This is a genomic window from Paenibacillus sp. J22P165, assembly GCF_059692015.1.
Genome location: NZ_JCAUAP010000026.1, coordinates 25,647 through 51,067, shown reverse-complemented (window position 1 = coordinate 51,067; position 25,421 = coordinate 25,647). Strand labels below are relative to the sequence as shown.

Here is a 25,421-nt window from a genome sequence, read left to right as displayed (position 1 = left end):
TAAAGACTCTTCAGCATTTCATAATTCAATGTAAACGCTCGAAATAATGAGCATTTTTAAGAATGAGTAATTACTGTAGGCTAAGACTCCGGATTAAGGGGGCCGAGCCGATATGACTGAAAATGCCCCCTTTCGGCAGCTTTCAGTGTTACTCTTGCCAAGCCTGCACCTTTCGCAGTGTCCAGCACGTCAGAACCAAGCCTGCACGCAGGCTTGGTTCTTTACGTCACTTAGCTCCCCACTTAACTCCCCTTCGTCTGCCCCCTATACGCATTGGGAACGAAGCCTGTGTGCGCCTTGAAGAGCTTACCGAAGTAATTTTTATTCTCGTAGCCGAGCATGTCGGAGATTTGTTCCACGCTTTTATCCGTGATCTCTAGCAGCTCTTTCGCTTTCTCCATCTTCATCCGCGTCACATACTCGATGAAATTCTCGCCCGTCTCCCGCTTGAATAAGCGGCTCAAGTAGCTCGGATGCAAATGAAGATGCGCCGCGGCGTCCTCGAGTGATATCTTCGTATCGAGATGGCTGTACACGAAGCGCTGACACTCCAGGATTTCACGATTATGCGACTCTCGATACACTTGACCCGCCCACTCGATGGCCTGCTGCAAATAATCCTTCAGCCATAGCTCCATTTCGCGGATAGAGGATAGCTCGTGGACATCGTGATGCAGCAGCTCCGAAGAAAACGTCGATTGATAGTGCTGCAGTGATTTTAGGCGCATCCGCACATCGAGAATCATTTTGAGCAGCCAGTCCTTCACTTCTAAGGGGCGGAACCGATTATACTGGATGAAATCGACCCACTTTGAGACAAAAGAGTCGATTCCTTCGACACGCTCATCGAACACCACATTGCGGAATTCATCCAACGCTTGCGCATATTGGGCGAGCAACTCCCCGCCATCCCCGAAACCTTCCCGCAAATTACTTAGCTTGCTGATCGAGGACTCTGGCATGTAAAATCGGCCAGCCTTCCCTTCGACCATGCGGATTAATTGATCCTTCAACGCACGAACATCCTTCACCGGATTCCCGGTGATAAACGAGAAGGAGATTTTGGCGTACTTTTGCAAACAGGTTTGCAGCTGTCGAAGCGTCTGCTCCATCTTCTGACTATTGTTCACATGCAGTTCAGAGAAATGCGGAAATAGCAGGACGATTTCACCTGTATCGTAAGTGAATAAGGTCACTTCCTTTTGATCCACGAGAATCTCTTCGACAATATTCTGAATCGTATACTCGAACAAGTCCGTCGATTGAAACCGGCTATTCGCCTCTTTCACCCGGTTGGCATAGCCGAATACGGGCAGTACAGCGTGCTTGTTCAGGTGAATACCGAAGTCACCCGCTTTGGCTCCCCACTCGTCCGCATCAAATAACGGCTCATTCACTGTGCTTCGAATGAACTGGCGTTTCGACGCGCCGCGTTGCTGCGACACTTCTTTCTCTAGCTTGCGGCTCTTCGATTGTTGCCGATCCTCGGCGTCTAATTGCTCTTTGAGCCTGGTCAATACCTCCGTGATATTGCTGACGTTCATCGTTTCCTTCAATATATATTCACTCACCGAAAGCTTAACGGCCGCCTGTGCATAGTGAAATTCATCGTGACAAGAGAGAATCACGGCCTTCACGTGGGGATCCTCCTCACGGAGGGACTTAATCAGCTCCAGCCCATTGATCCCAGGCATCCCAATATCACTAATCAATACATCTGTCTTCGTTTGCTGACCTGCCTTCAGAGCCTCCAAGGGACTCGCATAAACGCCAGTCAATTGATAACCGAGCTCTTCCCAATTTATCGTCGTTTTGAGAAATTCAAGAACCGGAATATCATCATCTACAATCATGACGGTGTACAAGGTCACACTTCCTTCTCTGGTTGCTGTGGAAAGCGAAGAATAATTTGAGTGCCGAGTCCTAGATTACTTTCAATTTCATAATCGAATCGATGTCCATAAATCATCCGTAGTCGTTCAAACACATTATGTATACCAATCCCTGATAGCGAAGGGCTGCTTGATTCTTCCACTACAGGCATGATTGGTGTAGCTTCTAAATGATTGCGAAGCGTGAGCAACCGCTCTGGCGTCATGCCAACCCCGGAATCCAGAATCTCCACTTGGAGTCTGCCATCCTCTGCAATACGAGAAACAATGGTTATTTCACCTGCTTTACTTTTAAGGCCGTGAATATACGCATTTTCAATCAGTGGCTGCAGCAAGAAACGCGGAATTTGAATAAGCAGCGTGTCCGAAGCCGCGGATATTCGCAAGACAACCCGATCACCGTGCCGCGAATTCAACAAACGAACATAGTGCTCGTTGATCCCAATCTCTTCATGGAGCGTTATGTATTCGTTATTGCGATTAATGGTCATACGCAAAAGGGCAGACAATGAGCTGATCAATTCAGCATTCTCTTCGTCGCCTTTCATCATGATCTTTAAGCGGATGGAATTCAATACGTTAAAAAGAAAATGCGGATTAATCTGTGCCTGGAGCATCGCCAGTTCGGCCTTGCGCTTGAGTTCTTGCTCTCGCTTATTCTCAAAGAGCGTCAGCTCGATCCGATCGATCATTCGATCAAATACATACCCTAGCCGACCAACTTCGTCACCACCATTAATGTTAGATCGTTCACTTAACTGACCCGATTCGATACGGACAACTGTTTGTACAAGCTTAGCAATGGGCTTCGTCAGGGTTCTTACAACATAAAGGAGCACACTTGCAAACAAGATTAAAAAGAAGAGTTGAATAAGGAAATCTGTCTTCCGGAACGACTCAATTTGTTGGGCAGCATTCTTGTATGGCGCCATACTGACAAGCTTCCAATTGGGTGAAATTTGATTACTCTGCATAATATACTCTTCACCTGCTACCTTAACAAAGGAGGAACCCTCTTCGGACGGAAGCTGATCGTAATTCGCAAATTGCGTACCAATGCGACTAGCGTCCTGATCAACCAAAATGCGGCCATTCTCATCAATAATGACCATGGTTTCATTATCCTTATATTGTGCAAACAAGTTCTGAAGAACATTTAACTCGAGTCCGACAATGACATAGCCGTAAATGGTACCATTCAATCCTAGTGGCTTAGCTGCTGCTAATAAATACGGTTGGGTTGATTCACTATTGTAGTTGAACTCAGTCCCAATCCAATGTACATTATAACCTTTTATCTGATTAACTTCCTTCATCCAGTCTTTCGCCAAAAATGATTTTGGGTCGAAATTAATGGTCGTATAGGAAGCTACATATTGACCATTGGGGAGTAGCAATGTCACATTCATATTTCCCAGCGGATTCATGACGGTTGAAATTCTTTTATTTATCGTAAGTTTAGCTTGAAAAATATCTCCAATTGTCGTCGTGTCATCTACATGACCTAGACTGAGGATTGGCTTTTGTATCTCCTCATCAAATTGAATGAAATTCATCATATAGACCATGTTCTTCAACTGTCCAGTTACAATCTGACTCGTGATACGCATCGATTGCCTTGCGTTGTCTGCCACTTGTGATCGAACCGCATCCCGTGTGAAAAAGTTCGATACATTCATCGACACAATAGACGGTAGGACCAGACAGATCAGAATCGTTAGTACTAATTTATTACGAAGTGATAATGTGCGAAACCAGTGCAGCACCAACGTTACCCACCTTTTCCAATAAAATGGGAAAAAAGAGGGGCCGGTGGCCACCTCTTGCTTCCTATACACATTATACCAGTAAAGCTAGTCTAACCGTTACCGATTACTTTGCATTACTTTTTCTGATGTCTTCGATTTTCGCTTTCGCTGTGGAAATTGTTTTCTCCAGATCTTGCTTACCTGTTAAGAACAACTCAACTTGCGTTAGGTATTCTTTCTCTTGTTGCAATGCGTACGTTGGAGGAACTACCAATTTTGTAGCTTTATTTACTTTCAAAGTAGAAAGCAAGGAAGTTTTATCAATTTTAGCTACTTGATCTGGTTTACCGCTTTTTAGAATTGCATCTACGTTAGCATTAATGTCGGCTTTTTTCCAACCGGAGAAGAACAGACCTTGTGTTTGAATACCTTCTGTTGTGTACCATTTCACGAAGTCATAAGCCGCTTGTTTGTTTTTGGAGTTCGCAGCAACACCCATGAAGTCAGCACCAACTTCAGTTAGACCGTTTGTATCTTTCGCATCATATTTCGGATACGGAGCAAATACAGTGTTGAACTTCGCATTTTGTGCAAGCTCACCAACCATCCAGTTACCTGTTGCTAGCATAGCTGTTTTACCTGCGTAGAATACGTCACGGTAAGCCATTTTTTGCGAAACAACTTCGAAATAAGGAACGGATGATTTATCCACGTTTTCCATTTGGTTACGTAGGTTCAAGGAGAAACGAACCTGCGGGTTATCAATATTTTCGGTACCATCCGATTTCACGAGGTACGGATTATCCATATTGTTGTTCAAACCAAGTAGTGCGTAGTCTTTCCAGTTATGGAAGTAGGAACCGTATTGTTTCGCTGCGCCTTCACCAGAAGTCATTTTCTTCGCGTATTCGGCGTAGTCATTCCAAGTCCATTCTGTTGGAACTGGAAGTTTCGCAGCGTCCAATTTATCTTTGTTCAATAGAACGAACCATTCAATCATTTTACCAGGAAGCGCATAGTATTTCCCGTTAACGACTGGATCAAGTTTATATTCATCTTTGACGACAATGTTATCTTTTTTCAAGTACGCATCAAGCGGCTCAAGAATTCCTGCGCCAACACGTTGTGCAAAATCAGATGCACTGGAGTACATAACAACGTCCATTTGCTCGCCGGAAGCAGCAAGTAGGTCAAGCTTTTTCATACCTTCTTGGGAATCGCCCTTTTCGGACATGCTCTCGTAAACCACTTTTACGTTAGGGTGAGTCTTGTTGTAAGCTTCAACTGTTGCGTTCCAGTTCCCTTGAGCTTCTGTGTACCATGCTTGTACTTTAATAGTAACAGGTGCTTTCGTTGAGGACGTTGCTGCACCGCCAGTTTCAGCAGGTTTGTCTTCACTTTTGCTTCCACAGCCTGCAAGTGCAGTACTGATTGCTAGAACACCGCTTAATACGAGTAAACTCTTTTTCATATGAACCCCTCCAAGAAGATATTTGTATGTTGTTGCGAAAACTGAAAACCTTTACATGACGAATCGTAACAAACTTGATTGGAGCACACGAGGCACTATTTTAACCTTATGTGCTCTTATTTTGACTTTTTGCATGTAAACTTGGATTAACCTTTAACGCCACCCATGGAAATACCTTCGATAACTTGTTTTTGACCAATGATGAAAATGATAAGCAGCGGCAAGATCGCAGAAACGGATGCAGCCATGATCAGGGAGTAGAACTCGCCGTTTAAATCGGCAAAAGAGCGAATACCCAGCGGAAGCGTGAATAACGACTTATCTCTTAAGAAAATCAATGGATTCTGGTAATCATTCCAGGTCCAGATAAAGCGAAGAATTGCATAAGTCGCAATTGCAGGGCGTACAAGCGGTGTACAGATCGTCCAGAAAATGCGAGCATGACCTGCGCCATCTATCCTTGCTGATTCCATGTACTCATCATGAATACCTAGATAGAACTGGCGAAGCATGAACGTACCCAGAACACTGAAAGATCCTAGAAGGATAAGTCCAATATGTGTATCGTACAAGTGCATCGAACGCAGCAAAAGAAATTGTGGTACGAGAATCGCCTGACTTGGAACCATATAGATAGCAAGAACGAGAACGAAGATAATATTCGAGCCACGGAACTTAATTTTTGAAAAAGCGTAAGCCGCCATAGATGAAAACAGAACGGATAAGGCGGTTGTGATCACAGTAACTTTAATCGAATTCCAATAGTACAGCGGAAATTTCGTCGTCCATACCGTTTTATAGTTTTCAATCAGGTTAAAATGCTTGGGAATCCACTGTATCGGGAAAATGAATACATCGGCTTCTGGCTTCATAGATGCTGAGATCATCCATAGGAATGGCATCATGAACACGATACCGAAGAGTGCCATTACGATCGTAACTATAATCTTTCTGAGACTTTTTTTGTTATCCATGGGTTAACCTCCATTCTAGTTTAATAGTTGACCCATTTGCGTTGGCCGAACCATTGAATTAACGTGATCAAGAGTACGAGTATTAGAAGCACAATCGCCATGGCAGATGCATAACCGGATTGCAGATTAATGAAGGCTGTTTCGTATAAACGGAACACGACAACACTCGTTGAGTTAGCAGGTCCACCATTGGTCAGTACGGAAATCACGTCGAATACTTTGAACGTTCCAATAATACCGGACACAAGCAAGAAGAACGTTGTTGGTGACAGTAAAGGCACGGTAATGCCATAAAACTGCTTCCATTTGGATGCACCGTCAATATCGGCTGCTTCATATAAATCTTTCGGAATGGATTGAAGTCCCGCCATAAAAATAATCATGTTGTACCCAATGTTGATCCACACCATGAGTCCCATCACACAGTACAAGGCGTAATCAGGGTCAGCCAACCATTTCGGTGGATTCGCAAATCCCCAATCCATTAAGGTTTGGTTAATCGGCCCATAAGTAGGATGGAAGAGAACTTGAAATATGATCGCTACCGCAACTACACTTGAAATATAAGGAATGAAGTAAACAACTTTGAAAAAACCTTTAAAATACACTTGCTTATCAATAAGCACCGCTAAAACCAGTGAAATAATGAGTGTTAACGGAACAACGACCATCAGAATCATATTGTTTTTAAGTGAAAGTAGAAAGACACTATCGTGAATGAGCTTGGTGAAATTGTCCAATCCAAGGAATTTCACCTTCGAAAACCCGGCAACAAAGTTCCAATCCGTAAAGCTCAAGAAGAAGGAAGCGATGATTGGAAATAATGTGAATACGAATAAGCCGATCACCATGGGACTAACGAAAAGATATCCGGCCAAATCCTCGCGAATTTGCTGCTTAGACCGCTTTGGCTTCACTTTAGTTGTTGGCAAACTACTTGCTTGAGATTGTATATGGTTAGCCATGAAATTCACCCCATGTCGTGTTTTCTATAGTCTACCTTGCGAGCGATTCATGGATAAGTCACAGAATTGACCCTTTCGAGTAATATTTTAACCTTCAGCGTCGATTTTTATTAAGAAAAGGTAGGAGCCGCACCCAGTTTCGACACAGTATCCCCTAATTTGCCAGCGTGAGATGGCTGAATTCGACGGCTCGGCGACGCATCAGCACCTATTTAATTCTGAGAGGTCAGAAATCGACACCTCAGCCACACAGATTCGTCTAGTGTGGTGGATTCGCCGTGTGAGACGGCTGGAATCTACGGCTCAGACAAACAAATTAGCCTGGTATTGGGGAGTCGCCGTATGAGACGGCCGAAATCGACGGCTCAGCTACGCACCAGCCCCCATTCACCTCCGAGACGTCAGAAATCGACGCCTCAGCCACACAAATTCGCCTAGTCTGGTGGATTCGCCGTGTGAGACGGCAAGAATCGACGGCTCAGCGACGCATCAGCACCTATTCACCCCCGAGACGTCAGAAATCGACGCCTCAGTCACACAAATTCGCCTAATCTGGTGCATTCGCCGTGTGAGACGGCTGAATTCGACGGCTCAGCGACGCATCAGCACCAATTTAACTCCGAGAGGTCAGAAATCGACGCCTCAGCCACACAAATTCGCCTAGTCTGGTGGATTCGCCGTGTGAGACGGCTGAATTCGACGGCTCAGCGACGCATCAGCACCTATTTAACTCTGAGAGGTCAGAAATCGACGCCTCAGCTAAACAATTTCGCCTAGGATGGTGGATTCGCTGTGCGAGACGTCAGAAATCGACGGCTCAGAGACGCATCAACACCTAATCACCTTCGAGACGGCTGAAATCGACGCCTCAGTCACACAAATTCGCCTAGGATGGTGGATTCGCTGTGCGAGACGTCCAGAATCGACGCCTCAGCGACGCCTCAGCACCCATTCACCCCCGAGACGTCAGAAATCGACGCCTCAGTCACACAAATTCGCCTAATCTGGTGCATTCGCCGTGTGAGACGGCTGAATTCGACGGCTCAGCGACGCATCAGCACCAATTTAACTCCGAGAGGTCAGAAATCGACGCCTCAGCCACACAAATTCGCCTAGTCTGGTGGATTCGCCGTGTGAGACGGCTGGAATCGACGGCTCAGCGGCGCACCAGCACCTATTTAACTCTGAGAGGTCAGAAATCGACGCCTCAGCCAAACAAATTCGCCTAGTCAGTTGGCTTCGCCGTCTGAGACGGCCGAAATCGACGCCTCATCAAAAAAACCAGAGTGCCTCAATGGCAATCTGGTTTCAATCCCCTACTTATTCGCTTCATGCACCTTCAACAGCTTGCCCTTGATGGTGGTGCTTTTCATGATTTTGAGCACCAACGGCCCTTTTCCGTTCAAAATGTCGACATACGACACATTATCCTGAATCGTGATGATGCCGATATCATCCGCGGTGACACCTTCAATTTTCGCAAGTGTGCCGACGAAGTCGACGGCGCGAATCTTCTTCTTTTTGCCCCCGTTAAAATAGAGCTTCATGATGCCCTTGTTCAACTGGTCACTGCGATCCCGCTTGATGACAGGCGTAGCCTGCATCTTCTGATCAAAAGCTGCTTGCTTCGCGGCCACTTCCTCCGAGTCAGGTGCATCCTTCCGCGGAATCTCGAAGCCCAAATAGCCCTCGATTTCGGCCAGAAACTTATCTTCGTGAGGTGTAACGAACGAAATCGCTTTGCCCGTCTTCCCAGCGCGCCCTGTTCGACCAATCCGGTGGACGTAGCTCTCTTTCTCCATCGGGAGATCGTAGTTGATTACATGGGTGATGTCCTCCACATCGATCCCGCGCGCCGCGACGTCCGTTGCGACCAAGAATCGAAACTCTCCGCGCTTGAATGCATTCATCACGAGGAAGCGATCATCCTGCACCATGCCGCCGTGGATTTTATCACATGGGAAATCCAACTGATCGAGCTGTGTGAACAGCTTGTCGACATTCTCTTGTGTCCGGCAGAAAATAATGCAGTTCTCTGGATTCTCCATTACGAGCACGTTCTGAAGCAATGACCACTTTTCGTTATCCCGCACAGTGATCAGGGAATGCTCGATCTGAACCTTCGCAGCTTCCGGCGTTTCGATCTCGATATCGATCGGCTTCCGCAAGTACTGATGACACAATTGCTCGACATCCTTCGGCAATGTGGCTGAGAACAACATGGTCATCCGATCCGTTGGCAACTCATCAATGATGGCTCCCACCTGCTCAATGAAGCCCATCCGCAGCATTTCATCTGCTTCATCGATAACTAAATACTTCAGACGCTCTACGTCCAGCGTTCCTTTTTGAATATGATCCAGCACGCGTCCTGGGGTACCCACGACCACGTGGCACTTCTGGTGAAGCTCTAGCTTCTGCTTCGCAAATGGCTGCTTCCCATATAACGCTACCGCCTTAATCCGCTTAAAGCGCCCAATGTTCGTCATATCCTGCTTCACTTGGTCGGCAAGCTCCCGCGTTGGCGTCAGGATGAGTGCCTGCGGCCTGTTCTCTTCCCATTCCACAAGCTCGCAGATCGGTATGCCGAATGCCGCCGTTTTCCCGCTCCCTGTACGAGACTTGACGGTCAAGTCCCTCTCTTGCAACGCGATTGGAATAACCTTATGTTGCACATCCGTCGGCTGTGTGTAACCTAATGTGGTTAACGCTCGCGTAATCTCGTCGCTTAATGAATAATCGGTAAAACTCCTTGTCGTTGTCGTCACTTCATTTGACTCCCCTTCATGTTGCTGTGGCTCTATTCTACTACACTTGGAGGCGGAAAAGAAAAATGGATGTATGGCTTCATTTTCCCAATATGACAAATTTGTCACTATAGACGTTGATAGTTCGATGGTTAGTGCGCATATTAAGCCGTATAGTTAAGTCATGAAGGGAAGGCGAAACGATGACTACTATTATCCAAACTAAGAATTTATCAAAATCTTATGGAAAAAACCAAATATTAAAAAATATCGATTTGACCATCGAACAAGGGGAATTCACCGCGATTATGGGGCCATCTGGCTCTGGCAAAACGACATTAATGAATATGCTCTCTACGATCGACGCCTTTACGGGTGGGGAAGTTTGGATCGAGGGAAAATCGCTGTTAGATTTGAAAAAGAAAGACCTCCGACAATTCCGCCAAAAACGAATGGGCTTCCTTTTTCAAGATTACAACTTACTGGACACCCTAACGGTGAAAGAAAATATACTGCTGCCGCTCTCGTTGCAAAAAACACCTGTCGCAGAAATGGAGCAGCGATTAGCCAAAATAATTGAAGCGTTAAATATCGAATCTATCTTACCTCAGTACCCGTCTGAGATTTCTGGCGGCCAAAAGCAGCGTACGGCTGCCGCTCGTGCGATCATTACCAATCCAGCGATTGTATTTGCCGATGAGCCAACAGGGGCGCTTGATTCCAGGTCCGCTACCCAGCTGCTGGAACAAATTCAATCGCTTAATCACACCCTTGAAACAACCGTTCTGATGATTACTCACGATCCCTATGCAGCTAGCTACTGTCGGCGTGTCATTTTTCTCCGTGATGGCAAAATCGTCAATGAAATGTTCAAAGGTGAACAATCGGAAAAAGAATTCTTCGACCGAATCCTGACGATTCAAAGTGCCATAGGGGGCGACAGACTATGAGTTTGCTTGATTTATCATGGAGGAATATGAAGCGGAACATCCGTTTATATACCATCTATTTCATTTCCATGCTTGTCGGGGTTATCATTTACTTTACCTTTTCTGGTTTAATGTTTAACGAAGACGTAGTTACAGCTATTCAAAATAAAGAAAACTATAAAACGATTATTTTTATTGCCTCCATGATCGTCTTTATGTTTATCGTGTTCTTTATATTGTACGCCAACTCATTTTTTATGAAGCAGCGAAAAAAAGAATTCGGTATGTACATCCTTTATGGGATGAAAGAAAGACAAGTTGCCGCAATGGTCTTTTACGAAACGTTATTTCTAAGCATCATTTCTGTAACTAGCGGTATATTCATCGGTGGATTACTATCAAAATTTTTCGGTAAAATATTAATGAACTTAATGCACTATAAGGATGACATTTCTTTTGCTTTTCCTCTTGAAGCCGTCGTCTCAACGATTCTGTTATTCGCTTTATTAATCGGCATTATTACGCTTCAAAGTTACCTGAATGTCCGTCGAATGCAGATCGTTGAATTGTTTCACGCCAAAGAAAAAATGGATAAACCACTCCAATTCTCCATGCCTTTGGCGATATTGTCCGTCCTATTAATTGCATCGTCCTACTACACCATAACCATAGGTGGAACTTCAAACCTATGGAAAGATTATTTTAAAGAAACATTACTGGCTACAACGGTGGCCTTGATTGTCGGAACGTATCTATTTTTCCGTCAGTTTTCCGGTTGGATATTACAAAGAATGAGTCGAAGTAAAAACTATTTACTTGGCAACAAAATGTTGTGGATTTCCTCCCTTCGGTTTTCCATTCGAGGGAATACAGTAAACTTTACATTTAACTCACTAATTAGTGCTGTTATCATCTTTAGCGTTGGATTTATTGCTGTAGATTACGCTGTAAAAGCCGATGTAGTAAGAAAAGAATATCCTAACGATATGATCTTTTCATCACAAGATAACCGAACTCAAAAACAAATTGAACAAATCATGAACGACTCGCATCCCATTATGGCTCATGAAACAATTACTGGCATTCAAACAGATAAGATCGCCAATAGAAAAGCATTTTTTGACTATCCCGAATACTACACAGAGGAATTTACCATTTTTCCAGAGTCGCAACTAAATGCGATTGTTGATTTACGAGGCGTCGGTGAAAAAGTAGATGTAAAAGGCGATGAAGCTATTGTTTTAACAAGAGGAATAGATCAACCGATAACTTATCCAAGTACAATGCCTAAAATGACCGTCTTCGGAGATCATACATTTCAAATCGTCGAACGAATACGATTCCCGTTGTTAAGTATCCCTACAGATTCTAGTGGGGGTTCCAAACATCAACCTTCTGTACTCGTTATTTCTGACGAGGCGTTTGAGCAACTGAAAGGAAATCGTACGCTATCTTCCTATGAAGTTTATAAAATCGAAGATCCGAAAACATCCAATAACGTATCACGACAAATATACGATATCGTTATGCGCACCGAAGGATCCTATTATTCAGCCTTTATCGATATGTATTCCATCGATATTGAGTCATCCTCTTTAATATTGTTCTCTGTCGCTTTTTTTGCAGCTATTGCGTTGTTTGCTTTAGCAAGCGTCATTTACTTTAAACAACTGCGTGAAGCGACGGAAGAGCGAGAACACTATGCGATTTTACGAAAAATGGGTGTTGAAGACAAAGAAATGAAACAGATTATTTGGAAACAATTGCTGTTCGTCTTTTTACCGCCACTTTTGCTTGGATTGCTGCATAGTTGGTATCTTTTGTACTACACGGTCATCCTAATCATTAAAGATTTACCTGCCTTAACGACGATTATTTTCTCTGTCATGGGATTATATGTGTTAACGTATATGATCTTTTACGTATCATCAACATCTATTTATTACAAAATTATCAACGAAAAAAACACACGATGAGAGATTTACTCATTGTGTGTTTTTTTGTCGCATGACATAAGGATCGTCGTCTTTCGGAAAATGAACGATAAACTGCGTATACACAGAGGCTTCCGATGTGCAGTCAATATAATGGCCGAGTTTATTCGATAATTGCTGAGCCAAATATAAACCCATGCCAGTCGACTTTGTATGCGTTCGTCCCGTTTCTCCCGTAAACCCGCGATTAAAGATTCGCGGAAGATCTTTTTGGCTAATACCAATCCCGCTATCCCGAATCAGCAGTTGTTTTTCTTGCGGCGTTTCGAATACGGAAATCGTAATTTCCCCGCCAAGCTCTGTATATTTCAAACTATTCGTCAAAAGCTGATTGATAATAAACTGCAGCCATTTCGGATCACTTTGAACGACAAGCGTATCTGCTTGCAGGTTAATGCGAATTTTTTTGGAGAAAAAAGTTTTCGAATGTGACTTCACGATCTCTTTCGAAATCTGGATAACATCACAATTTTGAATCGCATAATCCTGATTAAAACTATCCAGCTTGGCGTAATAGAGTGCTTGATCAACGTAATTTTCAATCTTCCCGATCTCTTCTCTTAAACTATTAGCGTCCATATCGGTTTGCTGTAATAAACGAAGAACCGCAATCGGAGTTTTGATCTCATGAAACCACGAAACGATAAAATCATAATGCTCATGCTGCATGTTCTGAACTTGGTTCATTTCGTGGATATGCTGCTTTTTGAGCTCCTCGATGTGCTGTTGGGCGAATTCGCCTTCTAGGGACAAGCTCTCATAATCACCACTTTTCATCTTTCGGATCACACGTACATGCTGTTGGTAGCGAAATAATAAAAATCCCAGCAACACAATAGCGGACAAGGCGAAGGCATAGAAGAAGGTCCCCCATATCCAGTCACCACCATGGCTATAGGTATAAAATACAACAGCCGGGATTAGGAACCCAGCCAGATAGATATACATATACGACTTTTCGTAGGCGAGATAGCGAAGGAAGGTCATTCGATTAAATACCCCAATCCTTTCCGGGTGACAATGAAGTCCTCCAGCCCAAGCCCCGTAATTTTCCTTCGCATCCGATTCACGTTTACAGTCAACGTATTATCATCAACGAACTGATCCTCATTCCATAGTGCCTGCATGAGGTCCTCACGTGAAACAATTTTGCCAATATTCCGCATGATCAGCTGTATAAGAATGAATTCATTCCGGCTTAATTCCGTGACTTGTCCTTTATATTCTATCGTGGAATTGGTTACATGTAATTTCAAGCCCTTATGAATGAATGTGGGGCTCTCCTCTTCCTGATACGTATATTTCCGGCGAATGAGTGCACTGACTTTGGCAACTAGGATGTCCAGTTCAAAAGGCTTCTGAATAAAATCATCCCCGCCCATATTTATCGCCATGATGATATCCATATTTTGATTTCTAGATGATAGAAAAATAATCGGCACCTTCGAGATTGCGCGTATTTGCTGGCACCAATAGTACCCATCAAACACAGGAAGATTAATATCTAATAGGATGAGATGCGGATCGCTTTGTTGAAACTCCTTTAGAACCTGATCAAATTGAGTTACTTCTACTACATCGTACTGCCACTTTTTCAACGTATCCGCGACAATCCGCCTAATTTTCTCATCGTCCTCAATCATCATAATTCGATACATGTAATCCCTCTTTATTCTAAAAGTGCGAGCATCTTTATTTTATCATAAACGTTCAAGACGAATCGCATCCAAGGATATCAACATACGGAAGAACATTTCATGCCATTAACCTTTATAACTTTTTGCGCATGACATACCAACTGTCCGTTTCATCTGGATAAAATTTATGTTCGATTACCTCGTACTCTAACCGCTCGTACAGCCGAATATTTTCTGGGATAGATAGCCGCACACCGACCCTTGTTTCCTTGAATCCCTGTGCTCGTGCCTTGTTTTCTACGAAAAGTAATAGCGCTTTGCCAACGCCCCTTCCCCGAAATTCAGGAAGTACAGATACCCTGCCTATATACATATAGTCGGATGCTGGTTCATACCTTGCTGACCCTACCAGCCTTTCGCCTTCATGCGCAAGTGCTGCTCCACCGCCGATGTGAAACGTATGGATGGTACGTTCTACCGTCTCGATTAATGCACCTGAGGGTGGATTGAGCTTGCCGTCGTATTCTTGAAAGGATGCTATCATGACTTGAAAAATAAGTTCCGATTCTTCGATAGTTGCATCTCTAATAGGTAGAGTCATTGTTAATTAGCTCCTTCTAAGTAGGGATTGATATACGAGTCTTTAATCGCTCGTGGGTGCTTCCTGAAAATGACGGATGTCTGCATGAAGTATAATCTGGGGAACATTTTCCGTAAAAACAATTTTACATAAACAAGCTGGATGAATATAAGGTGGTTGCCAGATATCCTTCATCAACCTTTGCTCATAATAAGCCATGATCAGCTTCACTACCACCGTATGAGTCACAATAGCAATTGTCTTCCCCGCGTGAGCTTCATGAATGCGTTGCAGCATCGTCATCGCCCGTTCAGCTACCTCCGCGAAAGTTTCACTGTGAGGGACACCGAACCGATCTGGCTGATTCCAAAAATGGTCAAATTGTTCCGGATACTCATCCTTTACTTCCGATTGCTGCTTACCTTCCCAGTCTCCGAGGTTCATCTCTTTCAAGGCATCACTTTGGACGATCGCTATGTCTCGTTGACCACGAACGATTTCTGCTGTTTTGACCGCTCTACTACTTGAGCTTGTGTACATCACATCCATCTCTTCATGTTGAAGTGCATCACTTAACCACTGAGCCTGCTTTATTCCCAATTCCGTTAGTGGGGAATCCTGATGACCTTGTAAACGGTGCTCCACGTTCCATGCTGTTTGGCCATGTCTAATGATATAAATGGTGGTTGTTTCAGTCATAATGGACTCCTTAACGCTTCATATTCCTTACATAGTCAGGGATTCTTCGCATAAAACGTTCGGCATCGTGCTCAAAATTAAATTGCTCATACAACTCATGCGCATCCTTCGTCCCCAACAAGCCCATAAGATCTTTATATTCATCAGAGGTGACTAAGCTTTCAACTAGCTTCTTGCCGATCCCCATGCCTCTGTAGTCTTCATCGATAAATACGTCGCATAAATAAAACATGGTCGCGTTGTCCGTGATGACTCTTGCGAAGCCTACTTGTTTGCGTCCCTCATACACGCCATAGCATACAGAGTTCTCGATGGAGCGTAACGTTCTTTCTTCCGGACGCTTATCCGCCCAATAGCTTCGTGCAAGGAAACCTTTGATCACATCTAAGTCTAGCCGTTCTTTGTTATCACTAATAACAAATTGGTTCCAAGTAATCTCCATCGTTTCTACTCCTCTACTTCTATTTGTGTTAACTACCATAATATCTCAGATTTCTACACTCGTCATCTCAGAAAAGTCCTGCATACTTGTGCACGAAATGTCGGATAGCGAATAATGATTCCTGCTATTCTATAGATATAGGAGGTCAGAACGATGGATTTGCTTAAAAATATGAACAATGCGCTCAAATATGTCGAAGACAACCTGACAGATACGATTGACACGAAAGAAGTAGCTCGACTTGCCTTATGCTCGGAATATCACTTCAAGCGCATGTTTTCGTTTCTCGCAGGCATTCCACTTTCGGAATACATTCGCCGCAGGCGGCTAAGTCTTGCCGCTTTTGAGCTGAGAGACAGCCAAGTCAAAGTCATTGATATTGCCATCAAATACGGATATAGCTCGCCGGACTCATTCACAAGATCATTTCAAAATTTGCATGGCATTACACCGTCCGAAGCTAGGAGTAATGGGCAATCATTAAAAGCCTATCCGCCTATGACCTTCCAAATTACGATTCAAGGGGGAAATGAAATGAATTATCGCATCGAGGAAAAAGAAGCTTTTTCAATCGTTGGTCTTTATAAAAGGGTTCCGATTATCTTTAACGGTGTTAATCCTGAAATTGCAGCCATGTGGCAAAGCTTGAACATGGACTTAATTAACACCCTTAAACAACTCTCCAATGTCGAGCCTATTGGATTTATAAGTGCCTCCACCAACTTCTCCGAAGGCCGCATGGAGGAAAAGGGAGAGCTTGACCACTATATTGGTGTTGCTACAACAAATCCGTGTCCCGAGAATCTCACCAAACTAGACGTGTCTGCCTCGACGTGGGCGGTTTTCGAATCCGTCGGACCTTTTCCTGAAACGTTACAAAATATCTGGGGACGCATCTACTCCGAATGGTTTCCTTCCTCTGGCTATGAACAAATCGCTGGACCGGAAATGCTGTGGAACGCGGATAAGGATACGACTTCGCCTACGTTCCGGAGTGAGATCTGGATACCTGTGAAGAGAAGTCAGAGTAGCTAAGCTGCAATACACTAGCGCACATTTTTTGTGCGCTAGTGAGCGGCTGGCGGCATCAGCTCTTCCCTTGCGCATTTTTTTGGTGCGCTAGCGGGCGGCGGGCGGCCTCGGCGCCTCTCTTGCGCACATTTCTTGTGCGCTAGTGGGCGGCGAACGGCCCCGCTCTGAACCATAAACTTTCTATTATGTTAAAAAAGCTCCCTAATCCTACAAAAGCGCAGGAATTAGGTAGCTTTCTAACTTACGCACGAGCTTTCTTGCCGCTTAATTCGCTTAACCCGTGTAGTAGTTAACAATTATATCTCCTTAATTTAACATTTAATGGTGATAATGATTCCCATTATCATTATAGAACTAATCTGAAACAAATTGATTATTTTTGAAATTCCAAGTAAAAAAGCCCGATATCTCTTCACGCCTAAGCGCTAGATATCGAGCTATTTTTTTAAAATAGAACGATTTCTTGCATTTACTGTCCGGAGCATTCCATGCTTGCCCTTATTTTATGTCCTTCGCAAAAAGCGAACAGCACGACTGACCAGCGCAGGAAGCACCGAAACATGCCCTTCCCCTTCAAACTCGTAATAGTCCACATGAAGTTTCTCGCTTGGTAAAAGCGCTAGGCGCTCATACAGCTCTCTTGCATTCTCACTCATGTTACTTGGGTGCTCCCGCTCCAGTTCTGCGGTCGTGATGAGCAGCTTGTGGTTTAGTTGTGTGACGCTGAGATTAGCTATATATTGATCTTCTTGTTCCTTCAGTATGACCTTGTTCCAGTGAATCGAAGGGCTGCCAGCTATATAGGTCTGATACGTTTGCGGCTGTGTGAACATCGTTTGTAACACGAAAAGTCCACCCAATGAATGACCAAAAATTGCTTGTTGCCTCGTATTAATCAGATAATCGCGTTCGATGCGTGGTTTGAGTTCCTGCTCAATAAAGACTCGGAAGGCATTTGCACCTCCAAGCTGTGGGCGGGCAGCATCCTTGTTACGTACAGGTAGAGCATCCAGCACTTCTTGAGGCGTTGGCATCGTAAAATCATAAAACCGCGAGGAATCGAACGGCTCATCCGTCGGATAACCGATTCCTACCACGACTGCTGGGTAGACGCCTGTCTTCTCAGGGACTCGTGATTGTACACGCAGTGCTTCAACCATCGTGGCAAAAAGTGCATTCGCATCCAGCAAATAAACAACTGGAAACCCTTCCAGTGGTGCATCTTGCGCAGGCTTGAAGACGTAAATTTGATAGGGTTGCTCTCGTGTAGCGCTATGAAGAAGATACTGTTCAGTGTTTGGTAACGTAAAAGACTGACGGACAACTCCATTCGAAGTTGTTGAAGTCTCGATGGATGGATCGGGTAAACGGGTCATTTGATTTCCTCTCTTCTTCTCTTGTTTCAGGGGTAACAAATAGGTTGGAATTAGTTTGGTTATGGAAAAGCTACCGAAACTTTCACTGATAATAGTTCTCACTGTTGATTATAGAGTAAGGTAAACACATCGACCATGAACGATATTCACAAAATCGAATGGAGAATGTTCAGATTGGCCATCTGGAGTGGTTGATGGAGATGGCGAGAATGAGGCTGGATAGCGGTGTTGGCGAGAATATGGTGCGTGGGAATGCTCTGTTGGTGGTGACAGAGCCTTTTAAGTAGCTTGTTTGGTTTGGCGAAAATGAGGTGCGTGGGAATGCTATGTTGGTGTAGGAGTAAGGTGTTCAAGTAGCTCGTTTGTCATTTGTCCCCGTCCCTGAGAGGATTAACTGTAAAAACTCCAGCTAATTTCTATGAAATCTCTCGGTATTCATGTTTAACTGGATTTCCTCCATCTATTTCTGACGATTTGATCGATATCCGCGATTCTGGCCCAAATTAGCTACATGAAATCCATCTATTTGCTACAAAGTGCGATTTTCCGTCACATTAACTGTAGGAAATCCATCTAATCCACTCAGAGGCGAGTACGACAGGCGGTTTCCCCAAAAAAAGTAGCCCCACCCACCAAGCCAGCCCACTCACGCCAACTAACCCCAAACACCACAAAGCCGCCCCCTCCCAGGGGCGGCCACGAAGCACTATCGGCGATGCTTATTCCGATAGAGCAGCCAAACAAAGTACGGCACGCCAATAATGGCGATGACGACGCCGACGGGCATCTCCACCGGCGCGAACGCCATCTTGGCGATGAAATCGGAGATCATCACCAAGAGCGCGCCGACCATCGCGCTGACAGGCAGCAGCCGCCGATGCGTTATGCCGACGAGTCGGCGAGCGATATGCGGCGCCATGAGGCCAATAAATCCGATGCCGCCGGAGACGGATACGCAGGCACTGACAATACCGATGCTGCTCAGCAGCAGGATCGCTTTCTCTTTGTCCACGGCTGCGCCCAGCCCGCGTACACTCTCTTCACTGAGCTGGAACACATCCAGCACAAGGGATCGCCAGATCAGGACTGGCGTCAATAACAGCAACCAGGGCAGCATGGAGATGATATACTTCCAGTTCGCGCTATAAATGCTGCCGGATACCCAGACGGCAGCCATCTCGAAATCTTTGGCATTCATTTTGAGCGTAATGAATACCGTCACTGCGGATAAGCCCGATGCAATCGCAATCCCCGTGAGTAGAAGGCGCTGCGAATCTAGTCGTCCATTTTTTTGGGAAAAGATATAAATGAGAAGCGCTGCGCCCAGCCCGCCTACCAAGCCAACTACAGGCATGGCTAGAATCGCCGCCCATCCTGTACCTTTTACCTTCCCTTGGAAGAAAAAGAGGAAGATGACCATCGCCATCCCCGCTCCCGCGTTGATGCCCAATATGCCGGGATCGGCCAAGTTGTTCCTCGTCAAACTCTGCACAACCGTTCCCGCCATCCCTAACCCCATTCCCACCAATAAGGCGATGACAATACGTGGGAGGCGGAACTCTAAAATAACCAAATCATAATCATGCTGCGGATCGATCCGCAAGAGGGTCTTAAACACATCCTTCAATGTAATATCGAAGGCTCCGTTCGTTAGAGACATATACGCCGTCAATAACAAGAGGCTAATCCCAATAATGACTTGCAACGCGTAACGTCGATCACTTTTTTTATCGATGAGACTCCCCTCCTCGTGTACGAATGAGATAGAGGAAGAACGGAACACCGAGTATGGCGGTGACGACACCAATTGGCATCTCAAACGGATAATTAAGGAAGCGACTCAGCACATCACAAAGTCCTAAAAATACCGCACCAATAACCGCAGAGCAAGGGATTATCCATTTGTAATCAAGGCCTGTTAGAAACCGAGTCATATGAGGAACTAACAAACCTACGAACCCAATTTTGCCCGCAATCGCTACGGAAATGCCTGTCAGCAAAACGACACTTAATGTCGTTAACAGTTTAACTTGCAACGTTTTCTGCCCTAGCGATACGGCGATTTCGTCCCCTAATGAGAAAATCGTCACCGACTTGGACATCCATATGGCGAGTCCCAAGCCAACAACGGCAAAAGGAACCGCCAGCATAATCAGCTTCGGGTCCAATTGATGGAGACGTGCGTTATACCAGAAGCTAATATTTTGGGAAACTTGAAAATACATCGCAATAGCAGCAGACACACTGCTCAGAAATGTCCCGATAAGCGTCCCTAGAATCGCCAATCGTACAGGTGACAATCCCCCTGGCAATAGCGAAGCTAGCCCGAATACAATCATAATGCTTAACGCCGAGCCAGCAAAAGAGGCCATAATCATAGCCATCATCGAGGAATATGGTGCAATGACCATGCAAACAGTTACCGCGAATGCTGAGCCATCGGATATGCCCATGATTGAAGGGGATGCCAGATAGTTCCTGGTCATCCCCTGCATGAGAGCGCCCGACACCGCTAGGAAAGCGCCAACGAGCAGCGCCCCAATAACCCTAGGTAATCTAGCATGCATAATAATTTGATGATCGACATTGCCTGGATCAAAATGGACAAAAGCCTCAATAATTTGGCTAAAATCAATACTTTTGGCCCCATACGTAATGGACAGCACGATCGTAAAAAACACGGCGAAAGGCGCTGCCAATAAGATGAGCGTTGGTGCGGGAACTCTCCATTTCATAGCGCTACACTCACTTTACTTTGCTCCAACTAATTTAGAGCCATTAATTGCTTCTAGGAATTTAATTTTGCTGTAAGCTGTACCACCTTGTAAAAGTGGATCTACAAGATTCGTATATAATTGGCCATTCTTAACGGCATTAATATTTTTGAAAATAGGGTTGTTCTTCAGATCCTCAAACACCTTCGGTGTATCCTTGTTCTCTTCCTCAGAGAACTCCACGATCAAGTAATCCGGGTTCATCTCGGATAGTTTCTCAAGTGAAATATTGGCTTGTGCTTTCGCCGCTTTTACTTCAGCTGGAACCGTTGCACCTAACTCGGCATAGATCGATGGATTAAAGAATACATCCTCTGGGAAGATGAACAAGCTGCCTGCACGAACGCGAAGCGCCAATACTTTTTTATCTTTGAAAATGGGACCGATCTTCGCTTTCAAAGCTGCCGAATCGGTTTTGTACTTATCTAGCACTTGTTTCGCTTTATCTTGTTTACCTGTTAGCTCGCCAAGCAAGTTCAAGTTGTTCTCCCAATCCGTTGCAATGTGAGATACCGGAATCGTTGGTCCGACTTTCGTCATTTTCTCAATCGTCTCCGCAGGGAATTTCGTGCTCATAAGAATAACATCTGGCTTCAATTTCAAAATCGTTTCGAGGTTCGGCTGTGCTTTCTCGCCTACGCCCTCTGCTTTATCCGTAATTGGTGCGAATACTGCTGGGAATTTGCCACCAACCGTTAGTGCACCAACTGGCTTCACATCTAGAAGCAAAGCATCTTCCAAGGACTCGAGCGCACCCGTAATAACGAGTTTATCCACTTTCGCAGGAACTGTGTACTCTTTGCCAACGTATTTAATGACTCTTGGTCCTGATGGTGTCGCTGCAGGAGCAGCCGTAGGTGCAACTGTGGCACTCGGAGCTGTTGTGCCTGCTGCCGCTGGAGCCGTTTCTGTTTTCCCCCCGCCACATGCCGTCAACCCTAATAGAACCAATGTCGTAATACCGATTGTTGCTAACTTTTTCATTTTTCTTAAATCCCCTCTCTATCCGCTACGAATGATAATCATTCTCATTAAATTATAAAAGAAGTTGCCCATGCCGAACATGGACAATATACGGAAAATCTCATGTACGATTGTCACATAAATGCTCACGAAGGTCTTGAATCATGCGCTCCATGGCATAGGCAGAGTACTCGCGCCACGGATCCGAAGAGATGAGGTGAACCCGATTTCTGCGTACAACTTTTAAATCCTGCCATAACATGGACTTTCGGATTCGCTCCCAATGCTGCAAGGTCTCAGATTCCTGCCTGATATTGAGCATCAAGTGATCCATATCTAGTTGAGCTAGCTCCTCGAGCGTCAAGCTGTGATTAGCCTGAAACTGCTCTAGCCCGCGTGGTGCCAGCAAAGCCAGATCTTCAAACACATCTCGCATCCCGCGTGTCGGAAATAAAAAGAAGCTATCGCCAAGTAGGCTGACAAATAATACGGTGTCACCCTGCAGCTCTTCTTCTAATCGTTCTCGTACGAGTTTTACTTTGTGATTATAGCCATCTATCCAAACAACAGCTTCCTCTAAAGCACCTACAATCTGCGCTGTTGCGTGGAGCTGTTCTTGCCAGGTTTTATCATACAGAGGGATGATATGTACGGGCGCAATGTGTGACAAACGTTCCTTCTCCTGCACTTGTAGTTGGTCCGTACTAATGATGTAATCCACTTGGCTGTTCGCCAAGACGTTCACGTTCGTCTCCCAATCCTCATTAAACCGATACCCACTCAAGTGCAAAGGGATATCAGTACGATAGTTATTATAATAGTAGGAACTCCATTTGGGGTGTAAGGGAGCGGCAAAAGGCATGATTTTGAGCGCAAGCAATTGTCCTAGCACCGCCACAGAATAGGCAACAATACGTTGTCGGCGGTTTTTCAAATAAACAGTCGGCGAGACACCAACCTCTTTCTTAAACATGCGACTAAAATAAAACTCATCATTGTAGCCCACTTGGTAGGCGACATCCTTCAAACGTACATCAGTATGCAGCATAAGCTGCTTCGCCATGTTCACCCTGACTTCCGTCAAATAGTCGATGGCTGTTTTGCCGTATGTCTTTTTGAATAAACTCACGTAATATTTCGGACTAATTTCCGCCATCCGCGCGAGCTGTTCTATCGTCATACTTTCCCTAAAATTGGCCTCAATATAGCTCTTAGTACGATCCATAGCGGCGCGTGAGTCCAATTTGGCATTCTGACGAGTGTGCGTCATTACCCAGTATATCAATTCTAAAAAAACAGGCTGACCTCGAAAACGCTCTACGGCACTTTCACTTCGACTGCAAAGACAGAGCTGCTCACAGAGCTGATTTAGTGTGCTCTCGATATGAATAGGCAGCTCACCCAAAAGTGGAAAAATCACTTCTTTATCCGAAGTATCGCCATGGATATCAAATGTAATTAAATACAGTTCCGACTTCTGTCCATCACAAAAGCCTATGGTTTGACCAGGCTCTACGACATGTACCGTGTCCGACTGCATACGATAGGTTTCCAAATCTATTCTCAAATCGCCTTCACCTTGCTTGACAACCATCATGCAATAGGAAGACATAAACTGCTGCGTCAACTTTCCCTCTTGAACGAGCTGCGCAGTACGGAATTTAAGCCATGTATGATCAAGGCAAAGGAACGTGTCTTCATCTTTAGTAAATACTTCAGACAAGATAGCAGCCCCTTTCTATTTACGTAATTGAGAATCATTATCAATATAAAATTTAGCATACAAAGAGAAGGCCTGTCAACGATTTACGGACCTTCTTGTCGTTACACTTGGGGGTAGATCTACACATTCTCATCTGCTCTCGTAACCGAGAAATCAGCACAAGAAAAAGCCGCCATCTTACGATGTGCGGCTTGTCCATGTTTAGTTAACAGCTGATGCTGAGAAAACTTGAATGGCTTGCTTTAATTGCGCATTAGCTACCGGGTTCTCAGAGAGCCCTTTGTCGGATCGAATTGACTGAACCACATGATGCAACAAGCCTTCCGGCATATCCACATCATCCGTATTGGCTGTTAGCGCAACAATCAGATCCAAATCCGGTATAACAAATATGCGTCTACCACCAGAACCAGATGCATAGAAAACATCCATTTCTTTGCGGCTTCCTCTTACGATTCCTTTGGCAAGCGTTTTGGACCACCAGTAGTAGCCATACGTGCCTCGGGTACCGTTACTATAATTCAAGTGAATCCGCTTCGCCAATGAAGTACGGATCCATGCTTGGGGAATAATTGATTTCCCTTCCCATTGTCCTTCTCTGAGATAAAGCAAGCCTATCTTCGCCATATCTTCAAGTGTTAGAGCAAGTGCCCACGCACCAATTGTAATTCCTTTGTGGTCATGGCTCCAGTTCACATTCGTAATGCCTAACGGTTCGAATAACCGTGACTTGGCATAATCAAACATGGTCATCCCCGTAACCTTTTCAAGCACAGCCGAGAGTAAGTGCGCATCCCCGTTGGAATAGTTGAACACTTCCCCTGGTTCATGTTTTACAGGACGATCTAGGATATATTGGATCCAATCCGGTTCATGCATCATTTCGTTTGATGAGTGCTCCTGATAATTATCCCAAGAGAGACCTGAAGTCATACTAAGCAGGTGCTTTAATCGAATCTTAGACTTTAAGGGATCTTTCTCTAACTCTGGGAAAAATACAGCTAGACGCTGCTCTGGACTTTTCAGCTTACCTTCTGCTAAAGCAATACCGAATAGAGCCGATGTCACACTCTTCGTTACTGATTTCATATCTTGAGGAATTCCCGCTTGAATTCCTTCTTTATAAGCATCCGCTACCAACACACCATGACGAATAATTGCTACACTATGCACGCCTTGCTTATCAAAAACCTCAAAAGTCTTAGCTAACGTAGCTGAGAATATACCTTGTGCTTCGGGTGTTGAAGTTGGCCAGCCTTGTGTTGACCATAGATCTGCAGGTTGGGATACTGTTCCATATCCACTTTGAAGAGGACTAGTCACATTCGTTAACATGTAATCGATCCTTCCGATTTAAATTAACCCCTATTTCTCCTAAATATACGAGAAAAATGTGATGTAATTATGGTCGAAATCTTAAAGGAACCTTTAATCCAGCTGAAAGTTTCCTGAAAATCGAAGTTGTAAACGCTCTT

The 25,421-nt window shown here is 44.7% G+C and carries 20 protein-coding genes; 3 read left to right on the top strand and 17 right to left on the bottom strand.

The window, feature by feature from the left end:
- Positions 1-242: 242 nt before the first annotated feature.
- The 6 genes from AC58QM_RS34815 to AC58QM_RS34790 form a co-directional block, all read right to left on the bottom strand.
- Entirely contained in the window at positions 243-1,865 is a 1,623-nt protein-coding gene (locus AC58QM_RS34815) for a helix-turn-helix domain-containing protein (protein ID WP_497289244.1), read from the bottom strand.
- Positions 1,866-1,867: 2 nt separating this feature from the next.
- A complete protein-coding gene (locus tag AC58QM_RS34810; RefSeq protein ID WP_497289243.1) occupies positions 1,868-3,658 on the bottom strand; it encodes a sensor histidine kinase in 1,791 nt (596 codons plus the stop codon).
- 106 nt (positions 3,659-3,764) lie between these two features.
- The gene (locus AC58QM_RS34805) at positions 3,765-5,111 is read right to left on the bottom strand and encodes an ABC transporter substrate-binding protein (RefSeq protein ID WP_497289242.1); all 1,347 of its coding nucleotides are present in this window, start codon (positions 5,109-5,111) and stop codon (positions 3,765-3,767) included.
- Between the two features lie 146 nt (positions 5,112-5,257).
- Positions 5,258-6,085, bottom strand: a complete 828-nt coding sequence (locus AC58QM_RS34800; RefSeq protein WP_497289241.1) for a carbohydrate ABC transporter permease — start codon at positions 6,083-6,085, stop codon at positions 5,258-5,260.
- Between the two features lie 20 nt (positions 6,086-6,105).
- Positions 6,106-7,050 (bottom strand): carbohydrate ABC transporter permease, encoded by a 945-nt coding sequence (locus AC58QM_RS34795; protein WP_497289240.1) that lies wholly within the window; start codon positions 7,048-7,050, stop codon positions 6,106-6,108.
- 1,316 nt (positions 7,051-8,366) lie between these two features.
- Positions 8,367-9,818, bottom strand: coding sequence for a DEAD/DEAH box helicase (locus AC58QM_RS34790; RefSeq protein ID WP_497289239.1), 1,452 nt, complete (start codon positions 9,816-9,818; stop codon positions 8,367-8,369).
- A gap of 182 nt (positions 9,819-10,000) precedes the next feature.
- Between AC58QM_RS34790 and AC58QM_RS34785 the strand changes: the two genes are divergently transcribed.
- Together AC58QM_RS34785 and AC58QM_RS34780 are read left to right on the top strand one after the other, a co-directional pair.
- Positions 10,001-10,747, top strand: coding sequence for an ABC transporter ATP-binding protein (locus tag AC58QM_RS34785; RefSeq protein ID WP_497289238.1), 747 nt, complete (start codon positions 10,001-10,003; stop codon positions 10,745-10,747).
- Entirely contained in the window at positions 10,744-12,702 is a 1,959-nt protein-coding gene (locus AC58QM_RS34780) for an FtsX-like permease family protein (protein WP_497289237.1), read from the top strand. Before AC58QM_RS34785 ends, AC58QM_RS34780 begins: the two co-directional genes overlap by 4 nt.
- Positions 12,703-12,711: 9 nt before the next feature.
- Here the strand turns inward: AC58QM_RS34780 and AC58QM_RS34775 are convergent, their stop codons facing one another.
- The 5 genes from AC58QM_RS34775 to AC58QM_RS34755 all read right to left on the bottom strand — a co-directional run bounded on the left by AC58QM_RS34775 (position 12,712) and on the right by AC58QM_RS34755 (position 16,078).
- Positions 12,712-13,707, bottom strand: a complete 996-nt coding sequence (locus AC58QM_RS34775; RefSeq protein WP_497289236.1) for a sensor histidine kinase — start codon at positions 13,705-13,707, stop codon at positions 12,712-12,714.
- Positions 13,704-14,378, bottom strand: a complete 675-nt coding sequence (locus AC58QM_RS34770; RefSeq protein ID WP_497289235.1) for a response regulator transcription factor — start codon at positions 14,376-14,378, stop codon at positions 13,704-13,706. The genes AC58QM_RS34775 and AC58QM_RS34770 overlap by 4 nt, the downstream gene beginning before the upstream one ends.
- Before the next feature lie 112 nt (positions 14,379-14,490).
- Complete coding sequence (locus tag AC58QM_RS34765) at positions 14,491-14,958, bottom strand: GNAT family N-acetyltransferase (RefSeq protein WP_497289234.1); 468 nt, start codon at positions 14,956-14,958, stop codon at positions 14,491-14,493.
- Between the two features lie 42 nt (positions 14,959-15,000).
- Entirely contained in the window at positions 15,001-15,636 is a 636-nt protein-coding gene (locus tag AC58QM_RS34760) for a histidine phosphatase family protein (RefSeq protein WP_497289233.1), read from the bottom strand.
- Between the two features lie 10 nt (positions 15,637-15,646).
- Complete coding sequence (locus tag AC58QM_RS34755; RefSeq protein WP_497289232.1) at positions 15,647-16,078, bottom strand: GNAT family N-acetyltransferase; 432 nt, start codon at positions 16,076-16,078, stop codon at positions 15,647-15,649.
- Between the two features lie 153 nt (positions 16,079-16,231).
- Here AC58QM_RS34755 and AC58QM_RS34750 point away from each other — a divergent pair, with 153 nt between their 5' ends.
- A complete protein-coding gene (locus AC58QM_RS34750; RefSeq protein WP_497289231.1) occupies positions 16,232-17,113 on the top strand; it encodes an AraC family transcriptional regulator in 882 nt (293 codons plus the stop codon).
- Between the two features lie 500 nt (positions 17,114-17,613).
- On the opposite strand, the gene AC58QM_RS34745 is transcribed toward AC58QM_RS34750, so the two are convergent.
- The 6 genes from AC58QM_RS34745 to AC58QM_RS34720 form a co-directional block, all read right to left on the bottom strand.
- Positions 17,614-18,486, bottom strand: coding sequence for an alpha/beta hydrolase (locus AC58QM_RS34745; RefSeq protein WP_497289230.1), 873 nt, complete (start codon positions 18,484-18,486; stop codon positions 17,614-17,616).
- Between the two features lie 706 nt (positions 18,487-19,192).
- Complete coding sequence (locus AC58QM_RS34740) at positions 19,193-20,221, bottom strand: FecCD family ABC transporter permease (protein ID WP_497289246.1); 1,029 nt, start codon at positions 20,219-20,221, stop codon at positions 19,193-19,195.
- Positions 20,214-21,221: a FecCD family ABC transporter permease gene (locus AC58QM_RS34735; RefSeq protein ID WP_497289229.1), complete on the bottom strand. Its 1,008-nt coding sequence runs from the start codon at positions 21,219-21,221 to the stop codon at positions 20,214-20,216. Before AC58QM_RS34735 ends, AC58QM_RS34740 begins: the two co-directional genes overlap by 8 nt.
- Before the next feature lie 15 nt (positions 21,222-21,236).
- Positions 21,237-22,244 carry an ABC transporter substrate-binding protein gene (locus tag AC58QM_RS34730; protein WP_497289228.1) on the bottom strand — a complete coding sequence of 336 codons (1,008 nt, stop codon included), beginning with the start codon at positions 22,242-22,244 and terminating at the stop codon, positions 21,237-21,239.
- Positions 22,245-22,344: 100 nt separating this feature from the next.
- The gene (locus AC58QM_RS34725; RefSeq protein ID WP_497289227.1) at positions 22,345-23,946 is read right to left on the bottom strand and encodes an AraC family transcriptional regulator; all 1,602 of its coding nucleotides are present in this window, start codon (positions 23,944-23,946) and stop codon (positions 22,345-22,347) included.
- A 201-nt stretch (positions 23,947-24,147) separates the two neighbouring features.
- Complete coding sequence (locus AC58QM_RS34720; protein WP_497289226.1) at positions 24,148-25,281, bottom strand: serine hydrolase domain-containing protein; 1,134 nt, start codon at positions 25,279-25,281, stop codon at positions 24,148-24,150.
- Between the last annotated feature and the right edge of the window lie 140 nt (positions 25,282-25,421).

Excerpts from the sequence above, each read along its gene's own strand:
- AC58QM_RS34805 (WP_497289242.1), bottom strand. The coding sequence starts at position 5,111 with ATGAAAAAGAGTTTACTCGTATTAAGCGGTGTTCTAGCAATCAGTACT.
- AC58QM_RS34800 (WP_497289241.1), bottom strand. The coding sequence starts at position 6,085 with ATGGATAACAAAAAAAGTCTCAGAAAGATTATAGTTACGATCGTAATG.
- AC58QM_RS34795 (WP_497289240.1), bottom strand. The coding sequence starts at position 7,050 with ATGGCTAACCATATACAATCTCAAGCAAGTAGTTTGCCAACAACTAAA.
- AC58QM_RS34785 (WP_497289238.1), top strand. The coding sequence starts at position 10,001 with ATGACTACTATTATCCAAACTAAGAATTTATCAAAATCTTATGGAAAA.
- AC58QM_RS34780 (WP_497289237.1), top strand. The coding sequence starts at position 10,744 with ATGAGTTTGCTTGATTTATCATGGAGGAATATGAAGCGGAACATCCGT.
- AC58QM_RS34775 (WP_497289236.1), bottom strand. The coding sequence starts at position 13,707 with ATGACCTTCCTTCGCTATCTCGCCTACGAAAAGTCGTATATGTATATC.
- AC58QM_RS34770 (WP_497289235.1), bottom strand. The coding sequence starts at position 14,378 with ATGTATCGAATTATGATGATTGAGGACGATGAGAAAATTAGGCGGATT.
- AC58QM_RS34765 (WP_497289234.1), bottom strand. The coding sequence starts at position 14,958 with ATGACTCTACCTATTAGAGATGCAACTATCGAAGAATCGGAACTTATT.
- AC58QM_RS34760 (WP_497289233.1), bottom strand. The coding sequence starts at position 15,636 with ATGACTGAAACAACCACCATTTATATCATTAGACATGGCCAAACAGCA.
- AC58QM_RS34755 (WP_497289232.1), bottom strand. The coding sequence starts at position 16,078 with ATGGAGATTACTTGGAACCAATTTGTTATTAGTGATAACAAAGAACGG.
- AC58QM_RS34750 (WP_497289231.1), top strand. The coding sequence starts at position 16,232 with ATGGATTTGCTTAAAAATATGAACAATGCGCTCAAATATGTCGAAGAC.
- AC58QM_RS34745 (WP_497289230.1), bottom strand. The coding sequence starts at position 18,486 with ATGACCCGTTTACCCGATCCATCCATCGAGACTTCAACAACTTCGAAT.
- AC58QM_RS34735 (WP_497289229.1), bottom strand. The coding sequence starts at position 21,221 with ATGAAATGGAGAGTTCCCGCACCAACGCTCATCTTATTGGCAGCGCCT.
- AC58QM_RS34730 (WP_497289228.1), bottom strand. The coding sequence starts at position 22,244 with ATGAAAAAGTTAGCAACAATCGGTATTACGACATTGGTTCTATTAGGG.
- AC58QM_RS34720 (WP_497289226.1), bottom strand. The coding sequence starts at position 25,281 with ATGTTAACGAATGTGACTAGTCCTCTTCAAAGTGGATATGGAACAGTA.